We start from the raw sequence: 14,364 nt of genomic DNA, 5'->3' as shown, positions 1-14,364 counted from the left end.
GCACAAACGCTACGGGAAAAATTGCATTTCGGCGCAACACTATCTTCCTTGCTGATCGCAACAAGGAGTCTCCGATGCAACCCAACCACCATTGGCAAGAACAGACTCTCGCCCGATTCATGCAGGTCTCTCGCCTGCATCTCGGTTTGATGCACACCCCGGTCGCCGTCAGGCCACCCCGACGCGTTGCCGGCCATTGCCGGCACATGCTTCGTTCGCTGCTGGTTGCCGGCTCGCTCGGCTCGCTGTTCAGCGGCTCGGCTTTCGCCAGCGAAAGCACCTCTGCGGATTCAAGCAAGCGTAGCGCAAACACGCAAAGCGCCCGCTACAAGGGTAATGAGCGAGTCGCTCACCCCGCTGGACTATCCCTGCATGGCAAGCATCGCTGATCAATGTTCAACAAACCCACCCGACAAGAGGTCAACATGAAACTGAAACCCCTGAAAATGACAGTTGCCGCCATTGCTGTCGCTGCTGCGCTGGGCGGCGCCTATTCGCTGGGTCAATACGCGCCCTTTGCCAGTGCCAACGCGACAACCCAGCCTGCCGCTAGCAGCGTCGCCCCTGCCGCCGCTCCGGTCAGCACGCCTAACGGCCTGCCGGACATGCGCAGCATTGTCGCCAACAATGCCCAGGCCGTGGTCAACATCAGCGTGACCGGAACGCGCAAGACGGGCGCCAACCTTCCCGGCATGCCGCAACTCGACCCCGATGACCCGCTTTACCAGTTCTTCCGCCGCTTCGGTGGACAGATGCCGCAGGACAATGAACCCACGCACGGCCTTGGCTCCGGTTTCATCGTGACGCCTGACGGCACGGTGTTGACCAATGCCCATGTCGTCGACGGCGCCGAGGAAGTGACCGTCAAGCTTAACGACAAGCGCGAATTCAAGGCCAAGGTGCTTGGCCTGGACAAGGCAAGCGATGTGGCCGTCCTGAGAATCGACGCCAAAAACCTGCCTACGGTGAAGATCGGTTCATCGACGCAGACTGCCGTCGGCGAATGGGTGCTGGCCATCGGCTCGCCGTTCGGATTCGAAAGCAGCGCCAGTGCCGGCATTGTCTCGGCCAAGTCGCGCAACCTGCCGGATGGCAGCTACGTGCCCTTCATCCAGACCGATGTGGCAGTGAATCCCGGCAACTCCGGCGGTCCGCTGTTCAACATGAACGGCGAGGTAATCGGCATCAATTCGCAGATCTACTCACGCAGCGGCGGTTACCAGGGGCTGTCTTTTGCCATTCCGATCGAGGTCGCGATGAATGTCGAAAAGCAGATCGTCACGCACGGCAAGGTGCAACGCGGCAAGCTCGGCGTCACCATCCAGGAGGTCAACCAGTCGCTGGCAGACAGCTTCGGCCTGCCCAAACCGGCCGGCGCGCTGGTCGCTGCAGTCGAGAAAGGCAGCCCGGCGGCCAAGGCGGGTCTGGAGCCTGGCGATGTCATTCTCGGCATCGACGGCAAAACCGTCGAGACGCCCGGCGAACTCCCTGCCGCCATCGCCACCAAGCTGCCCGGCGAATCGGCCCGCCTGCAAATCTGGCGCAAGGGTGGAACGCAGAACATTGATGTCAAGGTTGGCAGTTTCGGAGACGAGAAAGTGGCCGCGAACGACACACAGCCCGCCACCAAAGGTCGCCTCGGCGTCGCCGTGCGCCCACTGACGCCGGAAGAACGACGCCAGGCCGAGATCAAGGGTGGCGTGCTCGTCGAGCAAGCCGACGGCGCCGCCGGTCGTGCCGGCATCCGGCCGGGCGACATCATTGTGTCGGTCAACGGACAGCCGATTGGCGACGTCGAACAACTGCGCAGCCTGATCGCCAAATCCGGTAAGAAGGCAGCCATCCTGATCGAACGCGGCGATTCTCGACTATTCGTTCCGGTCGACCTCGGTTAAACACGGAAAAGGCAGATCGGACGCCCCCCCAAGACTGAAATATTGATGCGCCGGCGTAAGTTGGCCAGGAATGCCTTCCATACCCTTTGTGGAAGGCATTTTTAATAATGGCGCAGTCATTCGAGACAAGAGATCATCGGCCAATCTTCGGCCCAGGCTGACCTCACGGAGCGGCCAGCAAGCTTGCGTTGTGCGTAGCCCCACAGTCTGTGGCGAGTCTGCTAAAGTAAGTCATACAGATCGCACCACCATTCCCGGGGTTCGTCGCTATGAAAATTATCTCGCGCTGGTTTTTCATCGCCCTGCTGCCGATAGCATCGGCTTTTGCCGAATCGTCTGAAACGGTCGGTCATATCCAGACACTGCAGGGGCAAGCCTTCATCCAGCGGGCAGGCACCACACTGCCGGCAGCGATCGGGGCCGAACTGCGAAAGAGCGACCAGATCCGTACCGGCAAGCCGGCCGCTGTCGGCATCGTGCTCACTGATGACACAACGATTTCCCTCGGTTCGAACAGCGAATTGTCTCTGAGCGACTACGCCTTCGAGCCAAAACAGAGCAAGTTCGCCTTGTCGCTCAAGATGATCAAGGGCACGTTCTCGTACATCACAGGCCAGATCGTCAAACTATCCCCGGATTCGGCACGCATACAAACGCCAGATGCCACCATCGCCGTGCGGGGCACCAAACTACTTGTCGAGATCAAGGACTAGCCATGGGACAACAATACGCCGCCCGGCTCGTCTCCCTGCCGCTGGTATTGGCTGCCTGCGGCGGGCAGTCCATCGTCCTGGTGGCCGACCCCGGCGGCCATGTGGGTCAGGCCGAGGTTGTAACGGCGGCCGGCAAGCAACGCCTGGAAAAATCAGGTGACATGACGCAAACCAGCGGCGAGGCCAAACCGCCATCTGCCGTCAAGACAGCCGATCCCGCCTACATCGCCAGCACGTTCGCCGAGGTGCTGGCCATCGAACCGCCTCCACCGCAAGTCTTTACGCTGATGTTCGAAAGCGGGACCACCAATCTGACCACCGCTTCGCTCGATCAGATTCCGAACATCGTTGCAGCCAGCCAGAAACGCCCGGCTGTCAGTGTTCGCATCAGCGGCCATACCGATGCGACCGGCTCGGACAAGGTCAACGACGCGCTGTCCCTGGAGCGCGCCATGCAAGTCTGGAACCTGCTACAACAAAAGGGCATACCGGCCAGGCTGATGTCGGTTACGTCTCACGGCAAGGGCAATCCAGCCATTCCAACGCCCGACGGCGTGGCCGAACCACGCAATCGGCGAGTTGTGGTGATCGTGCACTAGGTCGATACGGCCCCCGGTTATGGTGGACATTGCCAACCGTCTGAAAACCATCGCCTCCTCCGATGGATGGCTGGGTGGAAAACTCGCCATTCTGCTCACCGGCTTTGCGCTGACAGCGATGATCACCATCATCTCGCTGCTCCAGCCGAGCCTCCTGCAAAAAGCTGATCTGTTCGTCTACGACCAGCTGCTGACCAGCCGGGCCGTTCCAGCACCATCGGCTGATCCTGTCCTGGTCGCCATCGACGAAGCCAGCCTGGCCGCCTTCGGCCAATGGCCCTGGCCGCGCTACCGGCTGGCCATGCTGATCGAACACCTGCAAGCCCAGGGGGCCAAAGTGGTGGCGCTGGATTTCCTGATGCCGGAACCGGATCGAACCTCGCCCGAAGTCATCCGCCAGGAGCGGCGACGAGATCGGATTGATAACCCCGTCTTGTCGGCCGCCAACGGCGCCGACAGTAATTCGCAACGCCTCGCCGAAGCCCTGGCCAACGGGCCGACCATCCTCGGTTATTTCCTCAAATTCGAAAACACGGCCACAAGCACGACTGGCCGTGCGCCACCCAAAGTTCCGGATGGCATGGTGACCACCCGCTTGGCTGGCTATCGTGTCCAGCAGGCAACGCCGAGCGGCCAGCTGCGTAGCCTGCCGGCACTCACCGGTGCGGCAAGCGCCGAGGGATTCACCAATGCCCAGGAAGACATCGACGGCACGCTGCGCCGGGTTCCGCTGCTGCTGACGGTGGATGGCAAGGAATATCCATCTCTCGCCCTGGCCACGCTGCTCGCTGCCTCGTCGGAACGCCATATCCAAATCGCTGATGAAGCCGGTGAAAACATCCTGCGCTGGGATCATCGGAGAATTCCGCTGGATGCCAGCGGCAACCTGCTGATCGATTTTCGCCGGTCACCGCCACTAACGATCTCCGCCCTGGAAATTCTGCAGGGCAAGTTACCCCCCGACAGCCTGCGCAACCGAATCGTGCTCCTCGGGGCCCTGGCCACCGGGCTCGGTGACCTGCATCGCACACCGCTCGGCAAGCCAATCAGCGGCCTGGCTGTGCATGCCACGATCATCGACAACATTCTGGCCAACAGCTTTGTGCTGCGACCCGGCTGGGCGCGCGGGGCAGAATTGGCGCTGGTGCTACTTACCGGCCTGCTCGCCACCATCCTCCTGAGCAGCGCCGGATTTCTGGTTTCGTCACTACTCGTTACCGCCGGCACACTCGGCTGCTACGTGGCCAGTCGAACGCTGATGGTCAGCCAGGGCATCCACCTCTCCCCGCTGCTGCCCATGCTGACCCTGCTGCTGGTCGGCAGTGTGCTCAGCCTGCTGAAATACGGCATCGAGGCGCGCAAATTGCGCCTGCGCACGCAGGATCTGCTGAATGCCCAGGACGAGATCATTGTCAGCATGTCCGTGCTGGCCGAAGCCCGCGACAAGGAAACCGGCGGCCATATCCGCCGCACTCAGCGCTACGTGGAAATTCTGGCCAGCCAGTTGGCCACCACGCCCCGCTATGCCCACCTGACGCGATTCGACATCGAATTGCTCGGCAAATCAGCGCCCCTTCACGACATCGGCAAAATCGGCATTCCCGATGCCATCCTGCAAAAACCCGGCAAGCTGACCGAAGCCGAATATACGACCATGCAGTCCCACACGCTGATCGGCTCGGAAGCCCTGACCCAGATCGTCAGTGCCAGCGGCCATCCGGAAAAACAATATTTCCTCAACTATGCTCGCCAAATGACCGAAAGCCATCACGAACACTGGAACGGCGGCGGCTACCCCCATCACCTGCGCGGTGAAGAAATCCCCCTCCCCGGTCGCCTGATGGCGCTGGCCGATGTTTATGATGCCTTGATCAGTCAGCGCGTTTACAAAAAACCCTACACCCACGCCGAGGTCTGCCGGTTCATCACCGAAAAATCCGGCACTCAGTTTGATCCGGAAATCGTGGCGGCGTTTATGGCCAGAAACGAGGAGTTTTTGAAGGTTGCCGAAGTGTTTGCTGATCCGCTTGAGTAACGGATATATTGCGAGCACGAGTCCAGATGCTCCAAGGAAGAAGCCCAACCGAAACCCTCGTGTTTCGCTTGAATTTCTGGCGTTCCGACCTGACCGCCAGCCACGAACTCCACAAACCTCAGAAAAGCCCGGATATAAAGCGTCGTCGCTGAATTCGAACCCATGCTCATCAACCTGATCAACAACATCGCATTTCTGGTCGCCTTGGTAGCGGCCGGGCTGATCGTGCTCAAACGCTTTCGCAAGCACACGCTAAACCGCCAGGTATTGCTGGGCTTCCTGTTTGGCGGTGTAACCCTGCTCGGCATGCTTAACCCGGTGAATTTTGCACCGGGGCTCATTTTTGATGGCCGATCCATCGTGCTCTCGGTGGCAGGCGTCGTCGGAGGTGGGATCACCGCGGCGATCGCGGTGAGCATGGCCGCTATTTATCGCTATCAATTGGGCGGCATCGGGGCGCCCGTCGGAATCACCGTGATACTGCTCTCCGCCCTGCTCGGCGTGCTGGCAAGACATTGGTGGCTGCGACGTGAAGTGGCCCCATCTTCCACGGAATACCTCGCCCTGGGCGTATTGGTGCAACTGGCCCAACTGGCCACATTCACCCAGATTCCCAATGGCGCGGGCTATCCCTTCATCGAACAAGCCTGGTGGATTCTCTTGCTGTTCTACCCTCCTGCCACCATGCTGATGTGCCTGATCTTTCGTGATCAGGAGCAGCGGATTGAACAGCAGCAGGCGCTGCAAGCCGCACAGGATGCGGCAACGCGAGAGCGCTCCATGCTCCGTACGCTGATCAACACGCTCCCTGACCTGATCTGGCTGAAAGATTCCAAGGGCGTCTATCTGGCCTGCAATCATCGATTCGAGCAATTTTTCGGCGCGAGCGAGCCGGAAATCGTCGGCAAGACCGACTACGATTTTGTCGATAAGGCGCTGGCTGATTTCTTTCGGGCCCATGATCTCGCCGCGATGGAAAAGAAAGCCCCCTCGGTCAATGAAGAAGAAATCACTTTTGCCGACGACGGCCACCGCGAACTGCTGATAACCACCAAGATCCCGATGCTTGACGAAAATAGCCAGCTCGTCGGCGTACTCGGCATCGGTCACGACACCACACAGCAAAAAATGGCTGAGCAGGCACTGGAAAACAGTGAACAGCAACTACGCTTTGTCCTCGAGGGCGCGGAACTCGGCTTCTGGGATTGGGATATCGCTGCCGGCACGGTTTCCCGCAATGAACGCTGGGCCAATATGTTGGGCTATAGCCATGATGAGATCCGGCAGACGACCCAACAATGGACCGACTTCATCTTCCCTGACGACCGCAGTCGGGCCTGGGACTCAATCAACGCGGCGCTTGAAGGCCGGGCCAGCATGCACCGGCTGGAATATCGCATGCTGCGCAAGGATGGCAGCATCATCTGGATTCTCGACCAGGCCAAGGTGATGCAACGCGATGCGCAGGGCAAGCCGCTTCGAATGTGTGGCACGCACACCGACATTTCAGAAATCAAGGCGACCCATGAAGAATTGACGCAGCACCGCCGCCATCTTGAGAAACTTGTTGGTGAGCGTACTCACGAACTGACACTCGCCAAGGAAGCAGCCGAAACCGCGACCATCGCCAAGAGCGCTTTCCTGGCGAACATGAGCCATGAAATCCGGACGCCGCTCAATGCAATCACTGGCATGACCCACATCCTGCGCCGTTCGGGTCTAAGCCCCGAACAAACCGACAAACTGGACAAGATCGAAGGCGCCGGCAAACACCTGCTCGAGATCATCAATGCCATTCTCGACCTATCCAAGATCGAAGCTGGAAAACTCACCCTTGAGTCAGTACCAGTCCACGTCGGCAGTTTGCTGGAAAACGTTGCCTCGATGCTGAGCCAAAGGGCCAGAGCCTTAGGCATTGCGATCAACCTGGAACCGATCACGATTTCCTCCCCTCTCCTGGGCGATCCCACGCGGCTCCAGCAAGCCCTGCTCAACTACGCGACCAATGCCCTGAAATTTACCGAACAGGGCCATATCACCCTGCGTGTGAAGGAGGAGGCTCAGACCGAAGAGCGTGTGACGCTGCGCTTCGAAGTGTCAGATACCGGAGTCGGCATAGCACCCAATATCCTGCCCAAGCTGTTCGGCACCTTCGAGCAAGCCGACAACTCGACCACGCGCAAATATGGCGGCACCGGGCTGGGCCTGGCGATCACCAAAAAGCTTGCCGAACTGATGGGCGGTACGGTCGGCGTAAGCAGCATCGAGGGACAGGGGAGCACCTTCTGGTTTTCCGCGGTCCTCGCCAAGGCTGAGCAGACCAGCGACACTCTACACAGGGCAGACATCGAGGAAGCCGGACAGACAATTCGGCAGAACCATGCCGGCAAACGCATCCTGCTGGCAGAAGACGAACCCATTAATCAGGAAATCGCCCAGGTGCTGCTGGAGGAGGTCGGACTGACAGTCGATTTCGCCGCAGATGGCCAGGAGGCTGTCGAAAAAGCGACTGCCGGCCGCTACGACCTGATTTTGATGGACATGCAGATGCCACATCTGGATGGCCTGGAAGCGGCCCGCCAGATTCGGCTAATCCCTGAATATGCAGCCACCCCTATCCTGGCGATGACGGCGAATGCCTTTGCTGAAGACAAGGCGCGATGCTTCATGGCCGGCATGGATGATTTCATCGCCAAGCCGGTGAGCCCGGATGTCTTTTACCAGACGCTGCTGAGGTGGTTGGACAACTCACCAGGCTGATCAAGACACAATAAAAAACGGAACCCGCCTGGGTTCCGTTTCTGCTTGGACATCACCAGATCAACAACTTGACGTAGTGGCCGCCTCGGATGAACGGCCTTTTATCGAGTGGAGCCCCGAATTGATTCGATACCCCCTTGTCGAAGCGGTGTTACAGCCTGTGTTAGGGTCTGCCGATCAGTTCAGCTTTTCCGGGCTGCCGCAGCATTGCTTGAACTTCTTGCCACTGCCGCAGGGGCAAGGGTCATTGCGGCCAGGCTTGGCATCTTCGTGTTGCACCGTACCGCCGGTGCGCTTGTTACGCCAGAAGTTGTACAAAGTCTGGACGATGACCGGCAGGTTCTCCTGGATATCGGCGACCAGACGGGCTTCTTCAGCCGGCGGAAACCAGCGTTCACCACTCTTTTCGGCATCTTCCTTGAGCATGCCATTGAGCAGGAACAACGGTTCGAGCAGTTCGGACAGGTCATCGGCATGCTTGCCGGCCAATTCGTACCAGTCACCGGCCAGGCCGGCACCGAAAATATAGGAATCGGCCCAGGCTTCGTAGTCGTAGTCCTCGCACTTTTCATCCAGCGGATAGAGCACCGGGGCGATGGTTTCGCCGGCCAGCAAGGCAGCGGCCAGGTCGTTGTTCAGGCGCAGCAGCAGCTCCAGCGCGGCCTCGACATCCGGGTTGCCACCAGCCTCCAGCCCCTTGCCCAGCGCTTCGCTCAGCCAGACAGCCGGGGCGACCGGTTGCGGACCGCTGACCACAGCGCAGAGCATGGCCTGGATTTCATCGAGACGCATGGCCTCGCCCTGGAATACTTCGGTTTCGAGCAGTTCTTCAAGCCGGTCGAGATCGGCATCAGTCAGGGGTTTCGGATTCATCGCTTTAGTCCTTGGCAATTGCAGAATGATAGCCCAGATATTCCGTGGGCGCAGCCTTGGCCGGGGTGCGGACTAGCTCGAAAATGAATTTGGCGGAGTGGCTGCAAGCCCGATTTGGGACGGTCGATCAACGTCGCGAAGAACACCGGAATCATCAACCGGACAGGCGACCAGACACCCGCGATGCGCCTCGATGATGGCCTTGCCACCATGATCGCCAGTCAATGCTCGCAGCTCGGGCAGACAGTCGGCGCCGAAACCGACCGGGTGCCCCATTTGCCCCGCAAACAACGGCCTGGCGATGCGGGCGCCGTCATGCAGCGCGTGCAGGACGATGTGGTAACTCGCTGGCTGAATGTAAGGCATGTCTGCCAGCCCGATCAGCCAACCGGCCGCATCGACGCTGGCTGCGACGCCGCTGCTCAGGCTATGCCCCATTCCCTGCTCCGCCTCGGCGCAAATGACGGTTTCCAGCCCCTCTGCCGCCAGCAGGCCGGCCAGCGCCGTGTCACCAGGACGGATAACAACGATGGTTCGTGCACAAACGGCCGCCATGTTCAGCGCCGAGACGAGTGCCATCGGCCTGCCATCGGCCAGCGGATGCAGCCGTTTATCACTACCGAAGCGCCGGCTGCTGCCGGCAGCGAGCAGGATGCCGACGACTTCACTCATGCGACGCGGCAGGCGTAGGCATCAGCGACGGCTTCGGTCGACGGCGAATTCTGGCCGTTTTTTACAGCCGTCATCTCGGCCAGGATGGAGATGGCAATTTCCGGCGGGGTCCGGCTGCCGATGGGCAGGCCAACCGGACCATGCAGCCGGTCGACCTCGGCCTGCGATAGATCGAAATACTGCAGCAAGCGTTCGCGACGCTGGCGGTTGTTAGCCCGCGAACCCAGCGCACCGACGTAGAAGGCAGGCGACTTGAGCGCTTCAAGCAAGGCGAGGTCATCGAGCTTGGGATCATGGGTCAGCGCAACGACGGCGCTGCGCGGATCGAGGCCGAGCTCGGTCACCGCATCGTCGGGCATGGCAGCGACGTGCTCGGTGCCGGGAACATCCCAGCCATCGGCATACTCGCTGCGCGGGTCGCAGATGTAGACGCGATAGCCGAGGGCCTGCGCCATGGTCGCCAGATAGCGGGAAATCTGCCCGGCACCAATGATCAGCAGCCGCCAGGCCGGGCCGTGCAGGGTGACCAGCGTCTGGCCATCCCACAGCTGACTGTCGCCGGCGCTACCGCCTTCGAGAGTGACGGCGCCGCTCGCCAGCGCGACCCGCCGATGCACCAGTTGGCCGGTGCTGATGCGCTGGGCCAGCTGTTCAAGCAAGACTGCATCCGGCGCCGGTTCGAGCACCAGTTCCAGCGTGCCGCCGCAAGGCAGGCCGAAGCGATGCGCCTCGTCGGCCGTCACGCCGTAGCGCAGCAGGCGTGGCGCCGTACCGGTGAATTCACCGGCAGCCGCCCGGCGGATCAGGTCGTCCTCGATGCAGCCGCCGGAGACCGAACCCTGCACCTGGCCGTCATCGCGCAGCACCATCCAGGCGCCCGGTGGCCGCGGGGCGGAACCCCAGGTCCGGGCGACGGTGATCAGCGCGAAGCGATGCCCGGCCGCCGCCCACTGGCGGGCCGCATCGAGAACCTGCGTATCCAGGCTGTCCATGTCAGGCCACCAGCTCGGCGGTATTGAACGGCATCTTGTGCAGGAACTTGCCGGTGGCGGCGGCGATGGCATTGGCCACGGCCGGTGCCAGCGGCGGCACGCCCGGCTCGCCGATGCCAGTCGGGGCGGCGGTTGAAGGCACAATGTGCACCTCGACCTTCGGCATATCGCCGATACGCAGCAGCGGGTAAGTATCGAAATTCCCCTGCTCGACGCGTCCGGCCTTGAGCGTGATTTCTCCGCTCATGGCAGCGGACAGCGCGAAGCCGACCGCCCCTTCGACCTGCGAGCGGATGTTGTCCGGGTTGATCGCCGTGCCGCAATCCACCGCGCAAATGATGCGGTCGACCTTGATCGAGCCGTCTTTTTTGACCGTCACTTCCGCCACCTGGGCGACAAAGGAGTTGAACGACTCATGCACCGCCACGCCGCGCCCACGACGTTCACCGGCAGCCGCCTTGAGCGGCGTTCCCCAGTTAGCTTTCTCGGCCGCCAGCTTGAGCACACCGGCGTGCTTGGGGTGTTCGGTCAGCAATTCGAGGCGCAGGGCCACCGGGTCCTTGCCCATCGCTGCTGCGACCTGATCGAGGAAAACCTCGGTCGAGTAAGCCGTGTGCGAAGAACCGACCGAGCGCCACCAGAGCACCGGCACGCCAATATCGGTCGGCGTGTGCAGGTCGACCAGCAAGTTGGGGATGGCGTACGGCAAATTGGCAGCGCCTTCGACCGACACGTGGTCGATGCCGTCCTTGACCATCATTTGCTCGAACGGGGAGCCGGTCAGGATCGACTGGCCAACCAGCCGGTGATGCCAGCCGACCAGCTTGCCGCTGCCATCGAGCGCCGCTTCCAGCGCGTGGTGGAACATCGGCCGGTAATAGCCGCCGCGCATGTCATCCTCGCGCATCCAGACCAGCTTGACGGGTGCCTTGCCGTTGATCGCCTTGACGATATGCGCTGCCTCCATCACATAGTCGGAATGCGTACAGGCCCGGCGCCCGAAACTGCCACCGGCATAGAGCATGTTGAGTTTGACCTGTTCCGGCTTGAGGCCGAACAGCGCGGCAACCCGGCCCTGGTCGACGGTCTGGAACTGCTCGCCATTCCATACGTCGCAACCATCGACCTTGAGCTGGACGACGCAGTTCATCGGCTCCATCGCGGCATGGGCGAGGTAAGGAAAATCGAAAGAGGCACTGACCACCTTGGCGGCACCGGCAAAGGTTTTTGCCGTGTCGCCTGTCTGCTTGGCAACCAGGCCGGGCTGCTTGGCCATTTCCTTGTACTTGGCCAAAATTTCATCGCTGCCCAGCTTGAAGGCCTTGCTGTCGTCCCAGCTGACCGACAAGGCATCGCGCCCTTTTTTGGCGCTCCAGGTATCGGTGGCCAGCACGGCAACGCCCTGCGGAATCTGCACGACATCGACGACGCCCTTGATCGCTTTCGCCCTGGTCGCATCGAAGGACTTCACGGTGGCACCGAATTGCGGCGGATGGGCGACGACGGCAACCAGCATGCCGGGCAGGAAAACGTCCTGCGTGAATTGCGCCGTGCCGTTGGTCTTGGCCGCGCTGTCCTTGCGCTTGGCCTGCTTGCCGATCAGGCGAAAATCCTTCGGGTTCTTGAGCTTGACCTCGGTCGGTACGGTTTCATTGGCGGCATCGAGCGCCAGTTCGCCGAAGCTGGCTTTGCGGCCGCTGCCGGCATGGCTGACGATGCCGTCGCGCACGACAATCTCCGCTGCACCAACATTCCAGCGCTTGGCGGCGGCCGAAACCAGCATGGCTCGCCCGCTTGCCCCGGCCTTGCGCATCTGATCCCAGGAATTGGCCATCGCCGTGCTGCCGCCGGTGCCCTGCGCCGGCCCCCAGAAGGTGTTGTTGTAGCGCTTGGCATCAGCCGGCGCCCCTTCGACGCGAACATGCGCCCAGTCGGCATCGAGTTCGTCGGCCAGGATAGTGGCCAGGCCGGTGTAGGTGCCCTGCCCCATTTCGAGGTGCTTGGACATGACGGTGACGCTGTTGTCGGCACCGATGCGCAAGAAAGCGTTCGGCTCGAAACTCGCCGTGCTGGCCGCGACGACCCCGGATTTTCCGGCGGCACCGGCCGCCATCACCGGCAGGCAGAAGCCCAGCGTCAGGCCGGCACTGCCTTGCAGGAAACGACGGCGGCTGAGGTTTTCAATAATAATTTCGGACATGGCGATCTCCTCAGGCCAGCGCCTTGGCGGCTTCATGGATGGCAGCGCGGACGCGCACATAGGTCGCGCAGCGGCACAGGTTGCCCGACATGGCGTTATCGATGTCGGCATCGGTCGGCTTGCGGTTCTGACTGAGCAACGCGACGGCACTCATGATCTGGCCGGACTGGCAGTAGCCACACTGCACGACATCGAGCTTGCGCCAGGCTTCCTGGACAACCTTGCCGACGCGCTCGGTATCAACGGCTTCGATGGTCCTGATCTTGCGGCCAACCACCGCTGAAACCGGCGTCGTACAGGCGCGCACCGGCGTTCCATCGACATGCACGGTACAGGCGCCGCACAGGGCCTGGCCGCAGCCATATTTCGTTCCGGTCATCTGCAGGGTGTCGCGCAGCGCCCAAAGCAGCGGCGTATCAGGGGCCACATCGAGTTGATGTGCCTTGCCGTTAATAGTCAGTTTGATCATCTGCAAGCTCCTCGTCAAAAAGGGAACAGCGGCAAACGTGAAGGCCGCTGTTTATGCGAATAGTGTGGGCGATGCGACTGGGCAGCCGATAACCCAATCGTGCAAACTTATTGCCTGATCCTCCAGAGTCTGTTCTTGGCCTCTCGCCGGACAAGGCCAAAACAGCTACTCTCCAGTCATGGATACTGAGGTTCTGACCATGCTCCGCCAAAATAATTCCACCGCCATGAATGACGACGAACTGGCTCGCCAGCGCGATGAACTCGCCGCCATCATCAGCCGCCACTGCCAATCTGATGGCGCCTTCGACACAGCCATTCCCGGCGTCAAGCTTTTCCGCGGATCGAATACCGAAGTGCCGACCTGCGCCATCATGACCTCCGTCTTCGCGATGATGGCCCAGGGCGCCAAACGCATTACGGTCGCTGACGATACCTACGATTACGACCCCCGCCATTACCTGATTTCCTCGGTTGACCTGCCGATGTTCTCGCGCATCACCCGAGCCTCATCCGCCGAGCCTTACCTTGGCCTGGCGCTCAGCATCGACCCGCTGAAAATCAACGAACTGGCGGCAGCCATGCCGCAAAACCGGGTTCAGGATGCGGTCGATCGCGGCATTGCCGTCGGCCTGCTCAGCGTCGACATTCAGAACACCGCATTACGTCTGGTCCGATTGCTTGATACTCCAGCCGACATCCCGGTACTGGCCCCGATCATCGAACGCGAACTGCTCTACCGCCTGCTCGCCGGCCCCCTCGGTTCGCGCCTGCGTCAGGCGGCGGCTAGCGGCAGCCACAGCCACCAGATTGTCCGCGCCATTGGCTGGCTGAAAACCAACCTTGACCAGCCGCTCAGCATCGAACGGCTGGCCAGTCTGGCAAACATGAGCCGTTCGTCGCTGCACCATCATTTCAAGGCCCTGACGGCGATGACGCCGCTGCAATACCAGAAGCAATTACGCCTGCAGGAAGCCCGCCGCCTGATGCTGGTCAGCGATACCGATGCCGCCTCGGCGGCGCATCACGTCGGCTATGAAAGCCCCTCGCAATTCAATCGCGAATATCGACGCATGTTCGGCACCCCGCCGGGCCGCGATGTCGCCCAGTTTCGACTGAGCCAGTCTGTCTGACCCCGTACCCGCTGCGCCGGGAAT

At 61.2% G+C, this 14,364-nt stretch carries 12 protein-coding genes; 7 read left to right on the top strand and 5 right to left on the bottom strand.

From position 1 onward, the window contains the following. The first annotated feature begins 74 nt into the window (after nucleotides 1-74). The 6 genes from DARO_RS09805 (at nucleotide 75) to DARO_RS21695 (ending at nucleotide 8,002) form a co-directional block, all read left to right on the top strand. On the top strand, nucleotides 75-389 hold the full coding sequence (locus tag DARO_RS09805) for a hypothetical protein (RefSeq protein ID WP_011287649.1): 315 nt from the start codon (nucleotides 75-77) through the stop codon (nucleotides 387-389). Between the two features lie 36 nt (nucleotides 390-425). Next, nucleotides 426-1,895, top strand: a complete 1,470-nt coding sequence (locus DARO_RS09800) for a DegQ family serine endoprotease (RefSeq protein ID WP_011287648.1) — start codon at nucleotides 426-428, stop codon at nucleotides 1,893-1,895. A gap of 269 nt (nucleotides 1,896-2,164) precedes the next feature. Then, on the top strand, nucleotides 2,165-2,608 hold the full coding sequence (locus DARO_RS09795) for a FecR family protein (RefSeq protein ID WP_011287647.1): 444 nt from the start codon (nucleotides 2,165-2,167) through the stop codon (nucleotides 2,606-2,608). Nucleotides 2,609-2,610: 2 nt separating this feature from the next. After that, the gene (locus DARO_RS09790; protein WP_011287646.1) at nucleotides 2,611-3,207 is read left to right on the top strand and encodes an OmpA family protein; all 597 of its coding nucleotides are present in this window, start codon (nucleotides 2,611-2,613) and stop codon (nucleotides 3,205-3,207) included. 19 nt (nucleotides 3,208-3,226) lie between these two features. After that, complete coding sequence (locus DARO_RS09785; protein ID WP_011287645.1) at nucleotides 3,227-5,242, top strand: CHASE2 domain-containing protein; 2,016 nt, start codon at nucleotides 3,227-3,229, stop codon at nucleotides 5,240-5,242. 162 nt (nucleotides 5,243-5,404) lie between these two features. Next, the gene (locus tag DARO_RS21695) at nucleotides 5,405-8,002 is read left to right on the top strand and encodes a PAS domain S-box protein (protein WP_011287644.1); all 2,598 of its coding nucleotides are present in this window, start codon (nucleotides 5,405-5,407) and stop codon (nucleotides 8,000-8,002) included. A 177-nt stretch (nucleotides 8,003-8,179) separates the two neighbouring features. Here the strand turns inward: DARO_RS21695 and DARO_RS09775 are convergent, their stop codons facing one another. The 5 genes from DARO_RS09775 to DARO_RS09755 all read right to left on the bottom strand — a co-directional run bounded on the left by DARO_RS09775 (nucleotide 8,180) and on the right by DARO_RS09755 (nucleotide 13,208). Continuing rightward, nucleotides 8,180-8,875, bottom strand: coding sequence for a UPF0149 family protein (locus DARO_RS09775; protein WP_011287643.1), 696 nt, complete (start codon nucleotides 8,873-8,875; stop codon nucleotides 8,180-8,182). 72 nt (nucleotides 8,876-8,947) lie between these two features. Further along, nucleotides 8,948-9,547, bottom strand: coding sequence for a nucleotidyltransferase family protein (locus DARO_RS09770; protein ID WP_011287642.1), 600 nt, complete (start codon nucleotides 9,545-9,547; stop codon nucleotides 8,948-8,950). Further along, nucleotides 9,544-10,539, bottom strand: a complete 996-nt coding sequence (locus DARO_RS09765; RefSeq protein WP_011287641.1) for an XdhC family protein — start codon at nucleotides 10,537-10,539, stop codon at nucleotides 9,544-9,546. Before DARO_RS09765 ends, DARO_RS09770 begins: the two co-directional genes overlap by 4 nt. A gap of 1 nt (nucleotide 10,540) precedes the next feature. Beyond that, complete coding sequence (locus DARO_RS09760) at nucleotides 10,541-12,739, bottom strand: xanthine dehydrogenase family protein molybdopterin-binding subunit (protein ID WP_011287640.1); 2,199 nt, start codon at nucleotides 12,737-12,739, stop codon at nucleotides 10,541-10,543. A 10-nt stretch (nucleotides 12,740-12,749) separates the two neighbouring features. Continuing rightward, nucleotides 12,750-13,208 (bottom strand): (2Fe-2S)-binding protein, encoded by a 459-nt coding sequence (locus DARO_RS09755; protein WP_011287639.1) that lies wholly within the window; start codon nucleotides 13,206-13,208, stop codon nucleotides 12,750-12,752. A 178-nt stretch (nucleotides 13,209-13,386) separates the two neighbouring features. Here DARO_RS09755 and DARO_RS09750 point away from each other — a divergent pair, with 178 nt between their 5' ends. Next, nucleotides 13,387-14,340 carry an AraC family transcriptional regulator gene (locus tag DARO_RS09750; RefSeq protein ID WP_049758598.1) on the top strand — a complete coding sequence of 318 codons (954 nt, stop codon included), beginning with the start codon at nucleotides 13,387-13,389 and terminating at the stop codon, nucleotides 14,338-14,340. The last annotated feature ends 24 nt before the right edge of the window (nucleotides 14,341-14,364 follow it).

The sequence above is a fragment of the Dechloromonas aromatica RCB genome (assembly GCF_000012425.1).
Note: the sequence above shows the minus strand (reverse complement) of the source record. Positions and strands in the feature narration are given on the sequence as shown.